Below are 22,850 nucleotides of genomic sequence, written 5' to 3'. Positions count from 1 at the left end.
ACCATGAGATAAGAGGTTTAAAATTGCGATAGGTTATCATTTGCACGCAAAAATAAACACCTTCCTATCCATCGTAGAAAAATTGGTGTGACACGATAGGCAGGTATTCTGGCTCAAGATTCATCATTTATGCCGCCTTCCCAGTTTCCCAGTGGCATTAAGCATAAACTCCTCTTTTACAGCGGCGGGACCGCGTGGGATTTTCACCCACTTCCCTTTTAACCAATAACGAATCCTTAAAGGATCAATATCGGCACCTATCGTTGGATATACAATTATTTGTTCATCATAGCTGATAACTAGCTATTTGTCATTGTTATATTGTATTACTTTCCACAGCATTTTTTATATTTCAAGCCACTACCACATGGGCAAGGATCATTTCTACCAATCTTATTGGAGGGACCTACCAGAGATAGTACAGGCGGTTTTGATTGTACCTCTTGCGAGAAACTCGCTAGCTCGGCCGGAGTAAATCCAACATTGGACCATAGCCTAGTATCATTATATAGTTCAATGACCAACGCCGTTACTTTTTGTATTTGCTTCCTGCCTTTGAATACTATATCTCTTCTCTCAATTTCGAACACAATTTCATTTAACGGTTCTTCCATTGAGCAAGCAAGCTGTACATCATCTGTAATATCCGTAGCTAGCATAACATTCACATGTAGCTCATCAACTAAGTACTGATAAAGTTGCTTATAGCTAGGAGTAATCTCGAAATACAAATCATCCGCGTACTTTAAGAAGCTCTCTTTGCTCGGCACATATCTAGGCTTATCCTGCACTAACTCAAGTAAGTCCTCATATTCATCCATATTGTCCTCTTCAAAATAAGTACAAATGAATTGACCACTGTACCAATCATAGCTTTGAGGTCTTTGTAAATAGTAATTAGCAATATTCTCAAACTCTTCCATCGTAATCACTTGTTCATTGTGTCCATTATATATATCAACGAGTTCCTGTAAACTAATTGTTCCATACAAATGAGCAGCTGCTAATGTATATTGTAAAACTAACTGCTTTAATTCACGATCTTTCATTAATTCATTCCAATTTAACTCATCATACAGAGCTTTAATCTCTTCAGGGATGACGTAGATAAGCTTCTCTTGATGATAGAATGAGTACAAGATACCTTGCATTTGAAGGAAGCGATACTTTCCAGGTATAATCTCTACCGTCAATTGTTCAGGATTGTGGTACACAGCTTGCCAAAACTCAAGCTCTTGATCCGTCGATAACATTAGACTTTCTGTTAAATACTCAACACTTGCAAGATGTTGCGTTAATGCGGACGCTAAATTTTCTTTATTCAATTTAGAGTAACCTACAAGTTTTACTTTCTTCGCAAATTGTATTAACTCGTCTTTTTTAACTTCTGTTAACAGCTCAGCTAGCTTGTACTTAGCTTCACTATGGATCGCATATTCTATATTCAATGCGTGATATAATGCCGCTTCAGATGATTCCTTCATATTCAACCCTCAATCTATTCGAATTATTTCTGTACTATTAAGTTAGTATATTACATTATAGCATTAGAGCAACTAGAGAACTAACTTCGAAAGGAAATTATATTACCCTGCCGAAGTTAGATTTTCTATGTTACGACATATCAATAACAAGTTTATGTTTAAATGGCGTCACCAAATTAATAATGACCTTTTTCGATAATCCTGATGGTATTGCATTGCGTAACTGAACCTGGAGATGATCTTTAGCTCCACCAGACATGACAAATGTATTGCCATCAGTTCCTGCAACTTGCAATGGTTCCCCACTCCAATACCAAACATGCGGTTCAGTAGCCTCAAGTCCTTCACCAGAAATTACGGTGTCTGGTGAGAATAATAAGGCTACTTGCGTAATCACATCGGGACGGTCATCACTTTCAATCGTTACAATCCATTGTTTCTCATGATGATCTACTTTCACATCAATCCGTTGTTCTTGTACATGCGTTAATGGACGATGCTGATGTGGTAGCAGATACCACGGACTAATGTCTTCTTGAGCAGAAGACGGTAATATATCTTTACGAATCGGTCCATAATATCCCTTCTTAAATCCACCACGTAAAGCAAAGCCAGTTTCGGTTTCTGTTAATTGTTCCATCGTAGTAATTCCTGGGCTAAATGTGCTTGCAATACTTACTGCTAGTAATTTGGCTGCTCCTTTTCTTACGGATAAGCAAGAAGGCGTTCTCGTCATTAACAAAACCGTTTCGTTGCCATCCTTATAACGAACAATTGGAGATCCAAAGGATGTATGCATACTACTATGTTCAATTAAACCATGATGACCAACCGTTTTCATCTGCTCTAAATGCTCTTCAATCGGATAGTTAAAATTAATTTTCTTCGTGTAACCATCAGGTAGTGGAACTCGTGATATATTGTCAAGATTCGGATAATTCATGACCATTGAACCAAGCAACACATGGTTATTGATTGAGCCCATATGACTCAAATTCTGACCTGCGAGATCAAGCATCGTTGCAAACAACGAATGTTGATCTTGTGCTGCCATCCATTGATAACATAGAAAATATTCACAAATGGAATGACGTGCTCCCCAGTCCTGACGACCAGAATAATCGGTAATTACTTCTCCATCCTCATAAATAAGGTAAGCCATCATTTCCAGATTACGTCTAACTGAATCTAGTAACTCTGGTCGCTCCAACCACTGTGAAGCAAAGATTAATGAAATATTCGTAACCGCATTGTATATTCCGTTACTGCGCTCGCTCCATTCACCATCTAATGTACAATCTAATCCCTCATCCAACCACTCTTCTATCCGTGCAACTAAAGCCTCATCCTTGAAATAATAATATAACCATGATAACGCTGCTGTAATGACCCATCGATGATTAGGCGTATGTCCACCACCTGTCAGCATCGCTGGAATCGAACGAAGTAGAAACAATCTCGATTTTTCAGCCAACTCCCCCCCTTGTTCAGAGGAATCCTTCAATAAAATGCTATAAACTTGAGCCATCCCATTTACCATAAACGCAGTATCCGGAGGAGAATTATAATTCGTGCTACCAAGTGAAATCGTACCATCCTCATGTTGGCGGCGATTAATAAAATCAAGTGCTTTATATAAAGCTACACGCACCGTATTACTTTGATAATAATATGATTCATTAGAATATAGTGCAGCAACCATCGAGGCAACAGAACTTCCGGTTCCAACATGGGTTGGCGTTGGCAACCCAGTATGCGGCTCTCTAACTCCTCCGTCATTCCGCCCACCATCACTGATTTGTCTCTCTAAGGCATAGGCTACTTCTTGATCATTAAGCACAACTAATTTCCGCAAAAGCTGTGGATTCATCGGTCATCCTCTTCTCTATTTTATTGAACCTCTTTCATGCCCTCTTCTTCGACCTTATTTTTACGATAATCTGTAGGACTCACTCCCACATGTTTCTTAAAAGCTCTACCAAAGGATAATGGAATCTCGTAACCGATCTGAGAAGCGACTTCATTGATGGAATCATCAGTAGATAGTAACAACGTCTTTGCCAATTCAATACGACGCTCCATTACATAATCTGCAAAATTAATACCCAATTGCTCCTTAAATAACTGACTAACATATTTACTATTTAAGTTAAATTGTTCACTGATCAGATTCAGAGATAGCTCTGGACTTATAAAATTTTCATCCACATATTTTCGGATATGATGAATAGTCTGCTTTGAATCTTTTGCATTCATATGTTCAGTAAACTGGTTATACAGATCTTGAAGTAAAGTAACTATTGAAAGCGCTACCTCTTGTACAGACTCTTTATAAACCATAACATCCCACTTCGTTTCAAGAACTTCATTCCAAGTTTTCTTCAATTCGGATGGGAGCTTAGCCTGTAGCTGGACGAGTAATCTTTTGAAATACTGCATCAGGTTCATATTTTCATCATTTGTAAATAATTCAGCCTGCCAATTGGCAAAAAACTGTTCAAGTCGTTGTGGCCAATCTTTCTGGTTTCTTCGAAAATCTTGAACTAAGCTATTAATCTCTTGATAATATAAGTGAATATTATTACTTCGTAACGGGACCACCTGCTCATAAGGCAAAATACGATTACTCCCATATGAAAACTTATATTTCAAAGTTTCAACAGCATCCGTATAGGAGTGATGCATGTCTTCCCAGTTATGAATGACTTTTCCTACTCCTATCGTAACCGTTAAGCCCATATTAACAGCAACCCACACACGGAACGTGTCTAGTGCTTGCTTCCATTCCTCATATTGCTGCTCGTTATTCATCATTTGAATAAAGCCCATACGATTTAATCTTGTCCATTCAGACCATACATGCCCAATATTGAATAAATACTCATGTAGCACATTACTAATCGCAAACTTAATAAGACCTTGATCATATGAATTTTTGTATTTCTTCTCAAAATTAGTATAGTGATCAATTTCAACAATGACTACTACAGCTTGTTTGAATTCGTTAGGGATGACTAATCTGTTCAATGTCAATCCCCATTTTTTGTAATTACCTTCATTATTACTTTCAAGTAGTTTTATAAAGGCTTGCGTTTTACTTTGTTGCATACTTTCTTGAACTTTGGCTTCATACTGCATATTTTCATCATTTAAACGTTCAAGTGCCTTTTGAATAAATGAAAATTCGTCCGTAGAACCTTTATGCGTAATGACATGTTGCTGAAACGATTGAATTTGAGAAACAATCTTCTCAATCGGTCGATAATTACGCTTTGTAATATGAATGGTGTAGATTAGACTAATTAATATGACAGCAAACCCAAAGGCTATCCAACTTCGTGAAATGGTTCTTAAAGCGTACAGTGAAAACGTCGTCTGGAGTCCACTCTGAAACTCCCACTGCATGTATTTAGATGCGATGGTAGTTGTAATTCGTTTAGAGTCATCTAGCTCATTCGTAGCGTAAATTAGCTCATTATCGCTTGAAAAAATCATCATATAGGTATGATTGGGATCAACGATATGATCCACAATTGACAATAACTTATTAACCGAAACGTTAATCACTATTATACCTTGATCTCCCATTGGCAGCTGGGTACGCTGGGTAAATGAAATAACATGATCATGTGATGGCTCAAGGCCGATTCCATCCGAAAAATTTCGAGGAATCGACCAGGCACGAGTTTTATCTGATTTTTGTAATTCATGAAAAATAAATGGTTGATCAGCAAAATCATTAACAGATTCATATGAATCAAGTGTTAGTACCTTCTGATCATATGCTCGATATAAGTATACAGAATGTATAATAGGAAACTCCGCTAAGAGAAATCGCATCGTTTTATTCGCCTCAAAATTAATGAGACCACTCTCTCCCGCATTTTTATTATCCGTATAATTATAAAAATCATATAAACCGTCTCCAACAAGAAGCTTTTCGATCATACGACGCTCTAACGTTGCAAGCTGCGTTTCAAGTGAACTTACAAGATATTGCGTCGTATATTGCTTCGTTTGCTCCGCTTCCTTCATCGAAATTTCCGCAACGACAAATATTGCGATAAATACGATAATGGCTATCGTGACATATAAAATCGGAATATAAGAAAGCAATGTTTTCTTATACCAGTTATTTTTCATATATATTCATCATCCTTTTACAGAACCAAGTGTTAAACCGCTTACAAAATAGCGCTGTAACCATGGATAGACTAGTAGAATTGGGATCGTTGCGAACATAATACTCGCAGCCTTCAAACTTTCTGGAAGCAATTGTATCCCAGCATTAGCTCCCTCTGCCAAAGTGACTTCAGAGACCATGTTATTCATGACCATTTGATACAATTTTAATTGCATTGGATATAATTCTTGATTACTAATATAGAACAATGCATCTCGAAAACCGTTCCATCTACCTACTGCATAGAATAAACTAAGTGTCGCTAATACGGGAGTAGATAATGGTAATACGATTCGGAATAACTTGCCAAAGTCTGAGCAACCATCAATTTCAGCAGCTTCAATCAAACTATCAGGAATGGTACTCTTAAAGAAGCTAATCATAATAATCATATTAAATGGACTAATCAAGCCCGGTAGAATTAGAACCCATAAGCTATCTAATAAGTTCAAATCTTTCATTAATAGATATTCAGGAATTAAACCACCCGAGAAGAACATCGTGAAAACAATAATAAACATAAACAGCTTTTTACCTTTTAGATTGTTTATAGATAATGTATACGCTGCCATCGTTGTCATGATCATAGCTAGTAATGTAAAACCTAAAGTTAATATGATGGTAAACCATAATGACTTTAACATCAATATATCAGTAAATACTCTTGAGTACGCTTCAAAGCTAATGTCAATTGGATAGAAAGTAACTTTACCTGACATAATCGGTCCATTTGAGCTTAGTGACACGGATAAAATATGTAAGAATGGCAATAAGCATGCTAATACTAAAATTAGTATAATTAACGTATTTAACCCATCGAATAATGTAATTTTATTTTTCTTAACCATTCATTTCGGCTCCTTTCGATCATCAGCTGTTAGATAATTCCTTCGTCGGTAGTCTTTTTGGAGATATAGTTTGCTGACAATATAAACACGAGTCCGACAACTGCTTGGAATAATCCAACCGCTGTTGCATTTTCATATTGTCCACTTTGCAAGCCCACTCGATAAATATAAGTACTTAATACATCTGAATACTCTCTTACCATTACGTTACCGATAATGAATGGTCTATCAAAGCCAATATCAATCATATCACCAATTCGAAGGATCAATAACACAATGATTGTTGATCGAATACCAGGTAATGTTATATTCCATATTTTACGAAGACGACCTGCGCCATCGACTTCAGCTGCCTCATACAATTCCTTATTAATACCAGTAATAGCAGCCAAATAAATAATGCTTCCCCAACCTATGCTTTGCCATATTCCTACACTTGTATAAGTTACAAGCCATGAATTTTTGTCAGAAAGGAACGGAATAGGGCCTATGCCAAAATGATCTAAAAATAAATTAATCATCCCGAAGTTTGTTGAGAACACTTGATATACAATGCCACCAATAATTACCCATGAGATAAAATGGGGTAAATAAAGCAAAGTTTGTGCAATTTTCTTAAAACGAATAAATTTTATTTCGTTCAATAGAACTGCTAAAATAATTGGTGCCGGGAATCCGAATAAAAGATCTAATCCATTTAACAAAAAAGTATTTCGCAATGCGATGTAGAAGCCTTGCTGAGTAAAAATATCTTTAAATACAGATAGACCTACCCATCCACTTTCTGCAACCCCTTTAAAGACATTAAAGTCCTTAAATGCAATCTGGACACCGTATATTGGAAAATACTTAAATACAATAAAAAAAGCTAATGGAAGAACCAACATAATATATAATTGCCAGTGCTTTATGAAGTAGATTGTGTTGTTTTTTATCATCTTTGTCTCCCACTCCTCAATCATGCTTTATTAAATTGGGCGAGAGCACTAACTCCCGCCCACACAACTTGTTACTATTTCAATTCCGCAAATGCTGCTGCACGCTCTTCGATAACTTCATTTCCAGCAGTAGTCATGAAATCATTTAGCGCCGAATCATACACTTTATCAAAATCAGTTGATTTTGCCATAATTGATTTAACTAGTAACTCCTCATATTTCTCAAGCATCACTACAGAATATTTTGCTTCAGAGTCAAGTGGCTTGTTGAAGCGAATAGGTTGAGCAACTGCATCTTTGTTTGAGAAATCTCGAGATTGCATAGCAAGTTCACGATGCTTTTCAACGACATTAAGTGCTAAGTATTCATTATTTTTTTCTGGAGAACCAAAATCAATACCATTCGTAATAATTAGATTATCACCAGTGTTATATAGAAGTTTCGTATCAGCATTACTACCATTACGGATCGGATATCCATCAACTAGCTCATGATGAACGCCTTCCTCACCAAATGCCATATATTGAATAACTTCATCTTGTGCCATCCAGTTCAAGTATTGGATAACTTCGTTAACACGTTCACTAAATACTGGAACGGCTAAATACATACCACTCGGATTGTATTTAGGTTGATAGCTTTTCCCTTCAAAGTCTGTCCAAGCGATTACGTTATTTACGCTTGCACTAGGAACATTCTTCTCTAGTGTAATTGGCATAGCAGCTTCTCCACCGTAGAAAGTACCAGTGTCAGCACTAAACATACCAGTGTAACCGTTTACAAAGTTTTCAGTTCTTTTCTTTCTGTCTTTATCTAGTGCAAAGTCCGGATCTAGTAAACCTTCGCCATATAATTTATTTAAAAATTGCAATGCATCTTTATGGCCATCTAGAAGAATTGGATATTCACGAGAACCAATCGTAATCGCACGTAGGTACCGAGCTTCGTCAGATTGCTCCTTAATGAATGACCAGATTATTGGCTCATATGAATCTGGAGTTAACGAGAAACCTAGAGGAATCGTACGAGCTCCACCAAGATTATTATCTTTGAATGCTTTCAAGACGTTATATGTTTCATCCGTTGTTGTAGGAATTTCTAGCTTAAGTTGATCTAGCCAATCTTGACGAATAAAGCTAGAGTATTTCTCTTGGTTAACACGACGAGCTACAACCGCATATTGTGTACCATCGAATACACCGTATTGCAAAGAATCTTTCAAGTATTCTTTTAGATTTGGACCATATTGTTCAATTGCAGGAGCTAGATCTGTAAGACCACCTTGCTGCGCCCAGCTATAAATAGCGCCTTCATTATAACTAAAGATTAAGTCAGGAGCTGTACCCGCTGCCATCTGAACGTTTAGTGTGTTAATTTCTTCGCTACGCGGAATTGCTACAAATTGAACATCAATATTATTAGGATCACCGAAGTTTTCTTGTACATATTTCGTCATTTCATTGTTCGTTACTGTAGAACCTTCAGGAGAATTACCACGATCGAATACTTCAACTTTGAGAGTAACTCGCTCTTTTCGTGCGTTAGAGTCATCACCCTTATTGTTACTTTCGCTACTACCTCCTGAGTTCGTACTTGTGCCACCAGAATTTTTATTCGTGTTAGAATTACTGCTACAAGCAACTACCAATGTGAAACATAGTGTAAGTAAAAACATAATTGAACCCATCTTTTTAAGCGTTTTCATTTGCTAACCTCTCCCTTTTTGTTTTGATGTGGAATTAGAAAATGATACCTCTTAGCTGCACTTTCCTTGTTTTGTGGTACGCCTTTATCATACTTTCCCAGTTAACAATCAAGCAATATACTTGATTCACCCACCATACATTTCTCTAGGTTGACGAGCTGAAACCCTTGTAAATCAAGGATTCTTGAAATTTGCATGCACGTCTAATTTCCTTGAAAAATATAGTTGTACATGTGAACATTATACAAAATTCCGCCTGACAAGTTAAGCGCTTACCCCATTTTCAAAAAAATAATATACTTGAATCAATATCATAATGGATAGTTACAGAATTGTGGACGTTTGAATAACAGTTTGTTTACGAAGACTATCGCTTGCTTTTTAATTTGCTGACTTTTTTTAGGAGAGCTAAGTAATAACAATGAATGAGCTTCATATCTCTCAAGTATCTGAGCTGAATCATAAAGTGATTGTAATAACGGATTTGTCGAAATTCAGTGGATTTCATATTGAAGAAGACGGGAACTATTACGTTATCTATTGATAAGATAACGTGGAAGAAGCTAATATAAAGTTAACGTTAAAAAAACATTAGACGGCATTGTCCTATGGAATTTAGGATGAAGGCCGTCTAATGTTTTTTATAGATCTACGTGTTAGGGAGAGTTCAAGTTTGTAAAAATCCCGTTAATAATCATGTCCGTTTCAAGATGAAGTTAATGCCATTTACGCTACCAGAGTTGTACCGTTCTGAACAATCCACCAGCGCTGTGCAACAGTTTCGTTGCTGGTGTTCGTGTATCCGCCTTACTGATAAATCCCCAGTTAGAAATATGGAGATCAACCGATTCTTATACATGATTACATTCTCCTTGTATACAATTTTTTCTGTTGATTTGGATTGGAGGAGTTCATTTTTTATGAATATGGAATGCTGAACGATATTTTCGGTATGATTCTAATTTCTCATAGCTTTAGTAATACCCTCTTGGTGGGGCGACCATGGTTTCGGGTACTGTCATATACGGCAGCGGTTATACCGCTAGGTCCTGCTTCGATCACCCAAAAGTAAGTCCGTGTTCGCCCGTTCACCACTGATCGCAAGGTATGATAACTAATGCCGTTCTTCACGCTTTTATGCCCGCTATGCATGTGTCCTTGAAGTACAACTACGCTTTTTTTGCTGTTTTCGAGGATGCTCCTTACTGCTGGAGCATTTCGAATGACATGAGGGTCCTCGATGTCATCCAAAAGTGCGTGAACCATTACCACTACAACTTCAGACTGTGTCGTCGCAAGATCGGACTCGAGCCAGGACAATTGGGTTTGGGAAACGTGGCAATCGTCCCACTTTCCGTTTCCGGGCTCATGTGGTAGACCATCGGAGTAGAAGTTACAGTCTAGCCCAATGAAATGAACACCCTTGTGGTCAAATGAATACCAGGTATTTCCATCTTGCATCTCCCAAAGTTCGGCAAGCTCGCTACGAAGAACTGATTCTACATCGTGATTGCCTAGTAGATAATACATGGGGCCGTTAAACTGACGCATAATTGGCATGATGGTTGCTAGAGCCTCTCGACCCTTGTCTGGTTGACCGGGCCAATCGATGAGGTCTCCCATATGTACACAAAAATCCACAGGCACATCGTTGAAAACTTCAATACATTGCTTCGCTTTCTCTAGGGTGTTTCGATAATAACGCCCTATCCGCATGGGGCGGTCAGCATAATGCATGTCTGTCATCAGACCAAATTTGAAATGTTCCATCTCAATGCTCCTCCGGTCATAGGTTAGTAATTGAGCCGTAAATAACAATAAAACTAGCCCCGATATTTCGGGGCTAGTTTCCCGTCAACGGAAATTATAGAGTAAGCCGCTAGTATTATTGTTCAGACCTAGTGAATACAAGTGTGAGGTATCTCCAATGCAGATAAGCCTCGGGTTAATCCGATTTTGATCATATTCCTCTAATAATATGGTGGACACCGAGGTAGGTGACAGCCATATTGAACGCCAGAGCGCGGCCACTGGAATATCCATAATCAGCGACAACAACGCTAGTCCGACGCCATGGTGGCAGAATATCGCTACATCTTTGTCTACAAGTTGGGTATCCGTCGTCCAGCCAGTGTCAGTCACCTGAATATGAGACTGCTTTAACCATTCTAGCCAACCACTACGCAATTCTTGAAAACGCTCTGTGGTAAGAGGTTGAGGAAAAATATCGCTATGCACATCATCGTTTCTTCCATCCTTGCTCTCTGCCTGACGTAGTTGATGCGCTGGTAGATTCCAGACCACGCCTGGGTCCGTAGGTACAGTTGAATTGGAACTGACTGTCAAATCCCCCATCTCTCGCATCCACTCTAAGATTTGTACAGGTAGTCCTGTTTTCTCGGCGGTATAGCCTGCGGTGGCCTTCGCTCGACCCAAAGGGGACGAATAGATTTGGACTAGAGGCAGCTGCTCCATACGCTGAGCTAGAGCCTGTGCTTCTACTTTGCCTAGGTCCGTCAGATTGTCATTCTCATAGTCTGGATCGCCATGTCTAATAACGTGTATCCTCATTATTTGTTGTCCAATAAGGCTTGAGTTTCTTTTTGTGCCTGCTGTAAAGTAGTGGTGATGTCTTTATTGTTTAGGAAAATTTCATCCAACGCCAACTTGAAAACATTGGATACATCACCAAAATTTTGACTGACCATATAAGGGCTCTGCAGGAGCGGAAGGAGCTCTACTGTCGTCGCATATTGCGGCTTCTCGGCGAACAAAGCCTGAATCTCTGGCAAATCATAGGAAGAGTGACGTACCGCGAAGTATCCAGTAGCAATCATCCACTCAGCTGAAACTTCTGGGCTAGTCATATATTTTACAAATTCCCAGCTAGCGTCGATTTCCTCTTGAGCGTGCTCGTCAAGGATAAGGAAGCCACCGCCACCTAGTAGGGAAGCAGCGTCTTTACCGTCACCAGCAGGAAGAGGAGCGATAGCCCAGTCGAAAGTAGCAGTGTTGGACACATTACCCAAAGATCCAGTTGAATTTGTCATAATTGCAGTAGTTTCTGCTAGGAAGTTCTCGGCTACGCCGCCATAGCTAGTATTATCCATGGCTAAGCCTGCGTCCATAAGTCCCTTAAAGTAGCTGACAGTTTCGATAAGGTTCGGATTGTCGAGAGACATGGTGTCCATATCCACATGGATGCCCCCGTCGTTGGACAGTGATAGAGCCTCGGTAATCCACACGTCGCCCATAAATTCAAATGGAACAATTTTGGAATCGTAAGCTTTCAGTGTTTCGGTAACCGCTTTTAATTCACTCCAAGTAGTTGGAGGGGTCTCAGAATCTAGACCAGCGGCAGCCATAATATCTTTGTTGTAATAAAGAACAGTGGCACTATGCTGGAAAGGCATACCGTAAAGTTTATCTTCAGGGTATTCGAACAGTGTGAAGAAGCCTGGTACATAATCGTCTAAGAAATCAGCAGATTCTTTGGCAATTAAAGTGTTCATATCTACTAGTGCGTCAATGCTTAACAAGTTAGAGAGATTGTACCCGCTTAGTACCACGTTAGGGGCATTGCCTCCAGAGATGGCTGTTATTGTTTTTTGCAAGGTATCATCATAGTTGCCTGTGAAAGTAGCAGTTACGTGGATACCGTTATTAGTTTCATTAAATTTCTTCACGATTTCCTCCATTGCAATAGCTAAGGGACCTGAAGTTTGAGTTGGGAAATAATAGACCAACTTAACTACTTCGTCTGTATTGGCCGGTGTAGAGTCTTTTGCAGGGGGCTGTGAATTAGACGGAGCAGGAGAATTTGCACTACAACCGACAAGTAAAACGAGAATCAGAGATAACACTGTACTGATCTTGGCAAAGCGTTTGTTTTTTTTCATAATGATAAATTCCTCCATTTAATATATTATTACAGACGAATATCGTGTGTAATTAAGAAGTGATAGGCATCGCGGATCCAAAGTTAGAAATTGGCCGCCTATTTGATGCCTGAGGTGACGAAACTTGCCACCATTTGACGTTGGAAAAATACTAGGGCGATTAAGAGCGGTACAATGACCAAAATTGCTGCCCCCATTGTCAGACCCCATTCTGAGGCGCTCTCTGCTTGAATACCAAAGTAGGCCATACCAACTGCAAGTGTGCGCATATCCACGGACTCGGTAATCACCATAGGCCAGAAATAAGAGTCCCATTGATAAACTAGTGATGTTATTGAAAATGCAACAATGCGAGATTTTATCATAGGAATACCAATCAACAGCATGTATCTGAAATCACCACATCCGTCAATGCGTGCGCTGTCTCGCAGTGCGGTCGGTATCTCCATAAATGCCCCTCGGAATAAGATGATAGCGATTGCTGAAGCAAAGCTAGGAAGTGCAATGCCCAGCAGGGTGTTGTATAGGTTCAGCCCGTTGATGATAAGGTAGTTTGGCAACAGTAGGCTTTCTGGTGAAACCAGTAGTCGCGCCAGTACAAACATGTAAAAGAAGCTTTGAAACTTAAACTTGAAGTGGGAGAAAGCATAGGCAGTCGGTATACTGATACAGATCTGTGCGATTAAAACTCCCACTGCAACAATGATGGTGTTTTTGTAAAAGATATCCCAAGGAGCGCGGCGTAACACTTCCTTCATGTTCTCGATGAACATGAACTCCGATGGAATGATAGAAAGCGGATTCTTAAGAACGTCTACTTGGCCCTTCATGCTTGTGATAAAGATCCAAGCTAAGGGAAATAGGAACACAACACAGGCAATCAAAATAATCGTGTTAAGTACTATGCTGGAGATTATCTTCTTGCGCTTAACTGATATACTATTTTTATCCATCTCGAATTTTCTTGTTTCAGCGTTCATATTCTACACCCCGCTCTCCAAGTCGTAGATAGATAATCGTAAAGATAAATAGAACGGCTAGAAATAATGTGCTCATGGCACTTCCGTAACCAATACGTCGATTAATAATCCCTTCCTGATAGATGTAATACATCAGTACATTGGATGAATGGCCTGGGCCACCCTGGGTCATAATAGCGACGAGATCCATAGATTGGAAACTACTTGTAATGGCTAGAAGACAGACTACAAACAGCGTAGGCATTAGCATAGGTAGCGTGAGCTTGAAATAGCGCTTGATATGGTTGTTTGTTTCTAAGGCGGCGGCCTCATAATAGTCTTGAGAGATGTTCTGCATCCCTGCAAGAATCAATAAAAAGCTGAATCCCAATGATTTCCATACCGAGACAATGATGAGTGCTAAAAGGGAGTATTCATAGCTATTCAACCACGGAATACGCTGGTCTAACAGCAGATTAATGGCGCCACGGGAAGGATTGTACATATAAATCCACACCATAGCGGCAACCACGATTGGTAACACAAAGGGATAAAATGCCGACATTCGGAAAAGTGTTTGGAATTTAACGGCTTTGCTGTTGGCTATCGCGGCAAACAACAACCCTAGTCCCACAGTAAGAATGACCTGGGCAAAGCCGTAGATAGCTGTATTTCCGACAATACGCCAGAAGTGTCGATCCTGGTTAATCGTTTCATAGTTTCCAAGACCGATAAATTGCATTTGAGTAAAGTTGACGTTAGTATCCATAAAAGACAGATATACGGTTCGTAGCATGGGATAGACACTGAACACCCCAAAGATAATTACCATGGGCAATATGTACAGATACGGTTTAATCGACCTAATAGACAATGCTCCTTTATTCAATAATTCCCCTCCGTTCTAAACCGAATTGACCTTTGAATAATTCATGAATTTCTCTAGTTGAAGTGAAAAAATGAAATGGTGAGGACGAGTACAAGTACTGGTTTAAGTAACGGTGGTATCTTATTGGTGAAGCGAATGGAATCTCTTCTATTCGCAATCTGACTTAACCGTCTACGGAGAAGATTCACGAATAATAAGTTCTGGCTCTATGATGTAATGTTTCTCTGGGCTGGGGTCGTAGCCATTTTTGATCATGGAAATGATTCGTTCACTGGCGACTTTTGAGTGCTTATCTACAAAGGTACGTACTGTAGTAAGTCGCGGAGAAAACCAGTGAGCCATTGGGATATCATTATTACCTACTACAGATATTTGCTCAGGTACCGAAATTCCGTGATCTCTCAACGCGCTAATAACCGCAAGGGCCATCGTGTCATTCAGGGCAAATATAGCATCGTATTGACGCATTCGATTCAGATTGGCAACGACAGTATCATAACTGGATTGGAAATCAAAACTAGTGTAGTAGATGTTTTCTTCCAATATCTGTATACCTTGTGAAGATAAAGCATCCATTAGGCCCTTCATAGTTAATTCACCCGACTGATGGTTTGGGATACGAATGTACGCAATATTTTTGAATTTACGCTTTGCGAAATGTTCGCCTACCAGATACCCCATCTTATAGCTATCAAAAGAGACACTAGGGATGAATTGCATTTTCTCGTTGCATCTCGTAATGGAGAACAATTGTATGGAAAGGCTCTTTAAATACTCGATCATTTCGTCATTCTCGATTCTACGGGAGAGGACCAAGCCCGCCAATTGCCGTTTTTTGATCATCCTGTCAAGCGCGGCTACATCGTCGGACAAAGCTACGTCTCTCAGAAGTATCGGATCGAAATCGTGCTTAGACAGTTCAGCTTGAAGATAGCTGAATTGAAGGGCCCGAAAATCGTCTTCCATGAAGCTACGGAAATATGTAGGCATCAGTATTCCGATTGAATTGGAAGTTTGAGTGCGTAGACTTCTAGCATTCATATTGAACTCGAAATTGTGTTTTTTTGCTAACTCTAATATTTCTTGCTTTCTGCGCTCTGATATTTGCTTGGATCCGTTAAGAGCACGCGATATGGTAGATTGTGAAACGCCAATGAGCTTTGCTAGCTCTTTTGATGTTATTGGCATAAAGATCTCCTTTCACATACACATCTTTTCCACAAGTACACTTTGTGGCAGATCTTTACGCATACGTATGCGTAAAACTTCGTATGTTATTAATTATTCGCATGAATTAGTCTTCACGCATTTACGCATTCGTATGCGCAAACAAATTTTTAACATATGCCAAATGAATAATCAAGTGGTAATTAAGTTGTATCATATCTAACATTCCAAATGATAGTTAATCCTTTGTAAATTTACACCATTAATAAAAGGCTCAAAACCAAAATTAGCGGTTGAAGTAATCGAGTAAGTGTACTCCACAGACGCTAAGGAAGTTCAACTAGAGGGAGCATCTATCGGCTACAAACAGCCTTTTCACCGTTGTTAGTCAGCGTTCTGTTACAGCTCATTTAATTAGAAAAAGAGCCGCCCCTAAGTCAAATTTGACTTTGAGACGGCCTACTTGTTACATATATTGCTGGCTTACAATTTACAGATCAAGCTCAAGATCAAGTACGATGTTCAGCATACGTACGATGATGGCAACCGATTGTTCACGTGTTGCGTTATCGTTCGGTGCAAACTTACTAGCATCAACACCGTTTACAATGCCAGCTTGATTAAGCTGCTCGATATCGTCTGCAGCCCAATGACCGCTAATATCTGAGAACGTTGATGTTCCGCTAGGTGAACTCATGTTCAACACACGGGCCAGAATGGCAGACATTTCAGCACGCGTGATCGCTTGGTCAGGATTGAATCTTCCATTGCCTGTACCGTTCACAACACCAGCGTCATGCAATGCGCCAATAAGCGCATCCGCCCAGTGACCATCGGTGTCAGAGAAGGAGCCTCCCTTACCTGTCGTTTCAATGCCAAGCGAGCGAACAATCATCGCAGCGAATTCAGCTCTTGTTACCTGCTTCGCACCTTGGAAATCCCCATTAGGGAAGCCTTCAACAATCTGAAGCTGTGAAGCATATTGGATTGCTTTAGCTGCCCAATGTGTATCGGACACGTCCGTGAAATTGATCGGCTCATTTCCTTGTAGTGCTTGCTGTACATTAGCCTTTAACTGCTCTGTACTTGCGATAGAGCTGTTCAGTACCGGCTTCTGCGGAGTTGGTGTTGGCTCTTCAGTACCAGGTTCTGTCTCTTCCTCTAGTTCAGTCTCAGGACCTGGAATAAATCCTGGACCTTGGGACGAACTTGGCTTACCGTAATATAGGTTTGGCACTGGAAGCTGCATCTCCTGAACCTTCTCACGAATGTCCTCACCTAGGTAGAACCCTAAATGTGCAGGCTGATTATACATCGCGTTTTGTGAGTTAGCCGCCAAGCGATATTGTGGATCATGCATCAGCGTGTAAATGACATGCTCAGTTGGAATATCTGTCGTATAAATTCGTAGTGATTCATTATCGCTAGTCCGAACAAGAACCTCATCACGCCAATCACCGAATATATCAGCAATCAGACCTGGATTCGCCTTCGTTCCGTTGTTTGAATAAGATCCAGTTAAGGTTTGAAGCGTTATAAGCTCACTTTCTTTTGTTTCAACATCGTAGTTAAACTTCGTAATGGATGGTGCATCCGTTGAGTTAAAGTTATCTGGGCCATCAAAGAACTCACTTAGTAAATCTCCATCCCAATACAATACAAAGTTAACAGGAGCCTTGCTAGCAAAACCAATGCCACCGACATCAGTGGTAATGACTTCACCACTCACAACGTTATACATCGGTGTCTGAATTGCCCAAACCTCGTAGCCTGGCAACGGAGTAACATTAGCGGCAACACCGCGCCCCACGTCACCTAGGTTTGCTGAGTACGTCCACACAGGCGCCCCAGTGGAACCACGGACTAAAGTCACGTTGTTCGGAGGACCAGATTCATGAGGCTGGAACACATAGATTTCGTCACTATCAGGTACCATTGCTCCTACGTGCAACGCGTCACCATGGCCTGCAGCTACTGTCCCTCTTGTTCCGTTAGAGCTATACAGAATTGTACCATCTTGATCTAGTGTAATAGCGCCAAGCACTACCTCGGTATAACCGTCAAAATCCACATCTGCAACCTTCAAATTATGGTTACCTTGATTGCTGCCAGCTCCCCAATCTGCTAGCTTGAAATCCCATATTTTTTTGATTTTCCCATTAATCAACTGATAAGCAGCAGTAAAGTGTGGTCCATAGTGTCCGCGCACCTCAATTACCGTGGGATAAGGAACTGCGCCACTAACGCCATTTTTCGGCATATAAGCGACTGCTCCGTTGAAGCGATCACTTCGGTTATTGTTATTATCACCCCAGTTAGGATTAATACTATAAGGCGCAAAGTATGGAACTGTGTCGATCGGTTTTCCTGTTCTTCCATTAAATACGGTTAACGTCTCTGGACCGTCGGCAACTCTGCCAAGTGCCCAATCATTCACCTCATTATCGCGTGCTGGGTTTCGAAGTCCTCCCACCCATACCGCATCAGGGTCACCTAATACCCAAGCTGGTGTATCAGTCCGGTCATTAATTGTACCGTCCTGCTTAGGAAGATAGCCTCTAGTTCCATCGGCCGTCTTAACAGAGAACTCAGCTCTTCCGTCCTGATCTAGATCATAGAAGTTGAATGCACTATGATGCGCACTAGACACGATATTGATTCCCAAGTTAATTCTCCATAGCAGCTTCCCATCAAGCGTATACAGGTCGAAGATTGTCTCGCCTGTATGTCTATTAGCAAGACCGGGGTCTTGCGCCTGAGATGGAGACCACTTCACAAGAATTTCATACTGTCCATCACCATCAACATCTGCTACTGACATATCGTTAGCCGTGAAAGTAATTTTCTCAACCTCGGTTGTCTCAGTATCGGATTCCTCTTCATCGGTTGTCTCATCGTTGGTTGCTAGCCCAGGGATCGGACGATCGGCCGGACGTTGCAATGGAATATCGATGAAGTTATCCTCCAACGCAATTGCAGGCTTGCTCTTCGCGCGGGTGCTTACGGTTTCTATCACGTAGCTATCGCCAGCCTCGCCGTCTGCATCAACATAATTGAGTATAGAGATAGGCTCCTCATTGACCAACTCGCCGTTTCTATACACATTGAACGTTAAGCCTTTGTTATATTCTGTAGCAAGTAAGCGCCAAGTAACAAGGTTTCCTTCACCGTCACTCACTGGAACAGCTACTACTCCACGATCGAGTAGCTCCAAGGAATAAGGTTTATTAGTAACTTTTGTTTTATGCCGATTCTCAATGTAAAGCTTCGGCTGAACTGCCATTCTATTAACTGCTATGCCTGGATCATTAATAATCGTCCCCACATAGGTGTATACACCCTGTTTTTTAGGATCATACACAAGCGCTAAAGCTTCTTTTGACCAAGGAACTTCTTTTAATTCCCAATCAACAGCTACCGATTGAGTGCTTCCGTCTGCTACTTTAACCTCTATAGTTTCTGGTAGATCAAGGTCATCTTCACTCTTCATATCGCTAATATAGACAGTCTTCGTCCAGCTCTGCCACATATTATTGTCCGCCGTTGCGGGGAGCTCTGGCAAGAAGTCATATGGCAGCACATCTGTTATTGTGTCTGCTGAAAGAGGCTTTGTGAAAAAATACATATTATCAATGCCGTTATCAACAACGTTGATATTGTTTCCTCCTGCACGCTCTCCAGTAAGAACGACTGAGCTTATTTGACTTCCACTAAAAGGAACCTCGAGTACTGATGGTACTGCAGTGGCATCGTCTCTGGGAACAAGCGAAACTGTAGCAATCATCTCTTCAAAATCAAATTCTACGCCAACCGTATACCATGTTTCTACAGCGTTATAAGAAAAGGCCTCGTAACGATCGCTGCTCCAAAAATAAGTTGGGTCCTCACCCGTTGGTCCTGGTAAAGCTCCCGAAAATGCACCAATTGTTCTCGCGTTGCTATGTGTGCCTGTTCTTAAGCTAAGCAGTACGTTGGCTCCATCCTGGATGCTTACATTAAACGTGTTTCTCTCAGTAGAAACCGCTGGCACTTTCCAATCAAAGTGAGCGTAAACCTTGCTACCGAATATAGCACTTGGTAAATGTCCCTGACCACCACGGTTCCCAGAACCGGAAGCGTCAAATCTAAAATAATTATTAATCTTAGGTGCATCTTCTCTAGCAGGTGAATGGTATGTGCCACCAGCAAATATCCATAGCGGAACTTCACCATCACCAGCAAAATTGCTACCGAACGCCTGGGTATAACCATCATCCAGGAGGTCGGTGAAGTCCGGAGTAGGTTCAGCAATCGGTGGAATATATGCAACTTTGATCGGCACGCTGCCTACAATGGAATCGTCCATATTAGACATGGCGGTAAGCGTCGTCTCACCTTCGGCAACTCCTGTAACCGTTACAGTGTTATCTTCATTGACAACGATTGAAGCAATTTCATCGTCGCTAATTTCCCATGTAAACGTTCTGTTCGTTGCATTAATCGGTAATACAACCGCTCTGAATGTAGCTGAATGCTTGTCTGCAAGTGAGCCTTCACCATACTCCAGATTAGCAACTCCTGGAGAAACGGTTACTACACTTGGATTAATGCTCGGCTTTTCTAAGCCAGATGAAGCAGCTTTAATTGTTAGATTATCAACGCGCATACCATAGGTATCTTCATCCCATTCAACAGCCTCTACCGCGTTAAATCTTGCCCAGTTCTGACCATTGGCACGACTCGCACCTATGCTCAAGCTGGTTAACTTACCGGAGCCTATCGCGATCGGCTGAGGCGAACTATATGATCTTGATGCGCCGTCAGTAACAGTAATTGATGCCTCTTGCACGTGAAGATCAACGCTAATCGTTGCGAAAAGCCTTGTAAGTCGTGGCACATTAGTCAACGCAGTAACCGCAGAACCTATTGCCGGAGCATTATTATCCCCCCTATTGCCAGTATAATAGGATATGTTCGCTGGTGAGTTTGCTGCTGTTCCACCACCATTACTTCGAAGCGTTATTACTTGATCCTCACCGTTGTTGAGACGAACATCAAGTGAATTTGCACCTGGACGAGTAATATCAGCCCACCAGCTGAAGCTTACTTCAACCCAATCATGATCATTAAGATTATAGTCACCTTTATCAAGCGGTAGATCCCACCAAAAACTTGCTCCTCCACTGGATGGAGGTTGTATACGAAGTTGTTTGGAATCAAAATCTGCTATCGTAACTGATCCAGGACCAGAATTTTCCGCCCCAGTTACAGTTCCTACTAGTTCACCATTCTCAAAATCTAATACCTCGCCTATTAATGTCAAATCAATTGGAAATGTAGGTGTACTTGGAGAAACATTAGGACTACCTTCTGCACCCAAAACCACTGTGGGCATCAACATAATTACCATAGAAACTGTGAGTAGTATAGACATGTACTTCTTAAGCCTTCTCTTCATCATTTCACTCCTCGCAATCCGTAGAGTTTCTAGTCTCGCCGCGTAAAAGCTCAACTTCTTGCCCCCTGATATACAATGATATACAACGCTTATATTAATATTGAAGCGCTTTCAATTGTTTGATCATCACCTCTCTTATACAGGGACATCGTCAGATGATGCGATTACAGATGTGAATACTAGGATGTTGTACACTGGCAAGAATGCGTCTCAATTATAGCCCTACGCTGAACTCACCGTAAATCATGAGTATTGATAGTCATTGTCACATTTGATAATGTATCAAATGTGACAGACAGAAGCAGAATTAGGAGTACTATCGTAAATAGGCATGATTCGATGACCCCTCACGTAAAATGTACAGTAACTACTCATTTAGCATGAACACTTTTTTGCCACGTTGCTATTTTTTTGTATCCTTCCGATGCCAGCGTACATCCCCATTACAATATCCATTTTAAATACAAATAAGCGAGAGACTGTGATCTCTCGCTTGTTTATATAATCGAGTGCTCTTATTCGTCTTAAAACCTTGTAAACTTAGGTGCTCTTTCTTTCACATATTGATCGGCAGCTTCAAAGATATCATCAAGGTTAACATAGGTACAACTATACGGCTGACTTCCTATAGTTGTTTGTAAATAACAGTAATGACAATGACCCATACAGCTCGTTGCAAAGGGAATGGCGTACTCAGCAGATGGCTTTGAAGTATCAAAATTCAACATTCTTATTTGGCGTCTTCGGTGGTATGCGCTCATGGATCATTCCGTTAGAGACACAACTATGATACACATGATGAAGAAAAAACGATGATCTCCATCGATCCAGCCATACTTGATATCGGTTTCCCAGAGCTGATTGGATCCTGTGATTATCCGATTGTTAGCCAGGACTCTAGGATACTATACGAGTAGCTTACGTTGCCGACGAAGGACATTCAGCTTTGTTCACATGGGCAATTTCTATTTTATCCGCAAGCTTGGGTTCGTTTTTTTTAATAGGTCTTTGAGAATTTCTCTTTCCAGAGCTTGTTCCGCAAGTAGCTTCTTCAGTTTTTCGTTCTCATGCTCCAGCTGTTTGTAATCATCAGAGGTGGGGATAAATGCAGCTTGTCTCTTACTGGCTCCATCTAACGTATCCACATCTTTACGATTCAGTTGTTTAGCCCACCGCAGGACCATCTTAGGATCCAATTCATGCTGTCTGGCTACGGCTGTGATATTGCCCATCTCTTTTCCTTTTCTAAGGATCTCTAACTTAAATTCAAGATCATACTGTACTCGCTTCATAACGTTCCCCTCCGTCTACTAATATTGTATCGGATTAAGGGGTGTACT

14 protein-coding genes, 1 pseudogene and 1 riboswitch are annotated in these 22,850 nt (G+C 40.6%); all 15 genes and pseudogenes read right to left on the bottom strand.

The window, feature by feature from the left end:
* Positions 1-81: 81 nt before the first annotated feature.
* A riboswitch (cobalamin riboswitch) is annotated at positions 82-276 on the bottom strand.
* A 50-nt stretch (positions 277-326) separates the two neighbouring features.
* The 15 genes and pseudogenes from AC1TO5_RS14015 to AC1TO5_RS13945 all read right to left on the bottom strand — a co-directional run bounded on the left by AC1TO5_RS14015 (position 327) and on the right by AC1TO5_RS13945 (position 22,802).
* Positions 327-1,484: a YecA family protein gene (locus AC1TO5_RS14015; protein ID WP_482063442.1), complete on the bottom strand. Its 1,158-nt coding sequence runs from the start codon at positions 1,482-1,484 to the stop codon at positions 327-329.
* Positions 1,485-1,614: 130 nt separating this feature from the next.
* A complete protein-coding gene (locus tag AC1TO5_RS14010) occupies positions 1,615-3,354 on the bottom strand; it encodes a prenyltransferase/squalene oxidase repeat-containing protein (protein WP_482063441.1) in 1,740 nt (579 codons plus the stop codon).
* Between the two features lie 20 nt (positions 3,355-3,374).
* On the bottom strand, positions 3,375-5,627 hold the full coding sequence (locus AC1TO5_RS14005; RefSeq protein WP_482063440.1) for a helix-turn-helix domain-containing protein: 2,253 nt from the start codon (positions 5,625-5,627) through the stop codon (positions 3,375-3,377).
* A gap of 9 nt (positions 5,628-5,636) precedes the next feature.
* Positions 5,637-6,515: a carbohydrate ABC transporter permease gene (locus AC1TO5_RS14000; protein ID WP_482063439.1), complete on the bottom strand. Its 879-nt coding sequence runs from the start codon at positions 6,513-6,515 to the stop codon at positions 5,637-5,639.
* 29 nt (positions 6,516-6,544) lie between these two features.
* Positions 6,545-7,453: an ABC transporter permease gene (locus AC1TO5_RS13995; RefSeq protein ID WP_482063438.1), complete on the bottom strand. Its 909-nt coding sequence runs from the start codon at positions 7,451-7,453 to the stop codon at positions 6,545-6,547.
* Between the two features lie 74 nt (positions 7,454-7,527).
* Positions 7,528-9,159 (bottom strand): extracellular solute-binding protein, encoded by a 1,632-nt coding sequence (locus AC1TO5_RS13990; protein WP_482063437.1) that lies wholly within the window; start codon positions 9,157-9,159, stop codon positions 7,528-7,530.
* A 966-nt stretch (positions 9,160-10,125) separates the two neighbouring features.
* Entirely contained in the window at positions 10,126-10,929 is an 804-nt protein-coding gene (locus AC1TO5_RS13985) for a metallophosphoesterase (RefSeq protein WP_482063436.1), read from the bottom strand.
* An 84-nt stretch (positions 10,930-11,013) separates the two neighbouring features.
* Entirely contained in the window at positions 11,014-11,730 is a 717-nt protein-coding gene (locus tag AC1TO5_RS13980; protein ID WP_482063435.1) for a histidine phosphatase family protein, read from the bottom strand.
* Positions 11,730-13,058, bottom strand: a complete 1,329-nt coding sequence (locus AC1TO5_RS13975; protein ID WP_482063434.1) for an ABC transporter substrate-binding protein — start codon at positions 13,056-13,058, stop codon at positions 11,730-11,732. Before AC1TO5_RS13975 ends, AC1TO5_RS13980 begins: the two co-directional genes overlap by 1 nt.
* A gap of 98 nt (positions 13,059-13,156) precedes the next feature.
* A complete protein-coding gene (locus tag AC1TO5_RS13970; protein ID WP_482063433.1) occupies positions 13,157-14,038 on the bottom strand; it encodes a carbohydrate ABC transporter permease in 882 nt (293 codons plus the stop codon).
* Positions 14,028-14,906: a carbohydrate ABC transporter permease gene (locus tag AC1TO5_RS13965; RefSeq protein ID WP_482063432.1), complete on the bottom strand. Its 879-nt coding sequence runs from the start codon at positions 14,904-14,906 to the stop codon at positions 14,028-14,030. Before AC1TO5_RS13965 ends, AC1TO5_RS13970 begins: the two co-directional genes overlap by 11 nt.
* Positions 14,907-15,077: 171 nt before the next feature.
* Positions 15,078-16,094: a LacI family DNA-binding transcriptional regulator gene (locus AC1TO5_RS13960; RefSeq protein ID WP_482063431.1), complete on the bottom strand. Its 1,017-nt coding sequence runs from the start codon at positions 16,092-16,094 to the stop codon at positions 15,078-15,080.
* Positions 16,095-16,563: 469 nt separating this feature from the next.
* Complete coding sequence (locus AC1TO5_RS13955; protein ID WP_482063430.1) at positions 16,564-21,486, bottom strand: rhamnogalacturonan lyase family protein; 4,923 nt, start codon at positions 21,484-21,486, stop codon at positions 16,564-16,566.
* Between the two features lie 551 nt (positions 21,487-22,037).
* Positions 22,038-22,241 (bottom strand): annotated as a pseudogene (locus tag AC1TO5_RS13950) (spore photoproduct lyase family protein); the annotation flags it as partial.
* A gap of 234 nt (positions 22,242-22,475) precedes the next feature.
* Entirely contained in the window at positions 22,476-22,802 is a 327-nt protein-coding gene (locus AC1TO5_RS13945; protein WP_482063429.1) for a transposase, read from the bottom strand.
* Positions 22,803-22,850 lie beyond the last annotated feature (48 nt).

The organism is Paenibacillus sp. Y930, assembly GCF_056786375.1.
Note: the sequence above shows the minus strand (reverse complement) of the source record. Positions and strands in the feature narration are given on the sequence as shown.

Excerpts from the sequence above, each read along its gene's own strand:
- AC1TO5_RS14015 (WP_482063442.1), bottom strand. The coding sequence starts at position 1,484 with ATGAAGGAATCATCTGAAGCGGCATTATATCACGCATTGAATATAGAA.
- AC1TO5_RS14010 (WP_482063441.1), bottom strand. The coding sequence starts at position 3,354 with ATGAATCCACAGCTTTTGCGGAAATTAGTTGTGCTTAATGATCAAGAA.
- AC1TO5_RS14005 (WP_482063440.1), bottom strand. The coding sequence starts at position 5,627 with ATGAAAAATAACTGGTATAAGAAAACATTGCTTTCTTATATTCCGATT.
- AC1TO5_RS14000 (WP_482063439.1), bottom strand. The coding sequence starts at position 6,515 with ATGGTTAAGAAAAATAAAATTACATTATTCGATGGGTTAAATACGTTA.
- AC1TO5_RS13995 (WP_482063438.1), bottom strand. The coding sequence starts at position 7,453 with ATGATAAAAAACAACACAATCTACTTCATAAAGCACTGGCAATTATAT.
- AC1TO5_RS13990 (WP_482063437.1), bottom strand. The coding sequence starts at position 9,159 with ATGAAAACGCTTAAAAAGATGGGTTCAATTATGTTTTTACTTACACTA.
- AC1TO5_RS13985 (WP_482063436.1), bottom strand. The coding sequence starts at position 10,929 with ATGGAACATTTCAAATTTGGTCTGATGACAGACATGCATTATGCTGAC.
- AC1TO5_RS13980 (WP_482063435.1), bottom strand. The coding sequence starts at position 11,730 with ATGAGGATACACGTTATTAGACATGGCGATCCAGACTATGAGAATGAC.
- AC1TO5_RS13975 (WP_482063434.1), bottom strand. The coding sequence starts at position 13,058 with ATGAAAAAAAACAAACGCTTTGCCAAGATCAGTACAGTGTTATCTCTG.
- AC1TO5_RS13970 (WP_482063433.1), bottom strand. The coding sequence starts at position 14,038 with ATGAACGCTGAAACAAGAAAATTCGAGATGGATAAAAATAGTATATCA.
- AC1TO5_RS13960 (WP_482063431.1), bottom strand. The coding sequence starts at position 16,094 with ATGCCAATAACATCAAAAGAGCTAGCAAAGCTCATTGGCGTTTCACAA.
- AC1TO5_RS13955 (WP_482063430.1), bottom strand. The coding sequence starts at position 21,486 with ATGTCTATACTACTCACAGTTTCTATGGTAATTATGTTGATGCCCACA.
- AC1TO5_RS13945 (WP_482063429.1), bottom strand. The coding sequence starts at position 22,802 with ATGAAGCGAGTACAGTATGATCTTGAATTTAAGTTAGAGATCCTTAGA.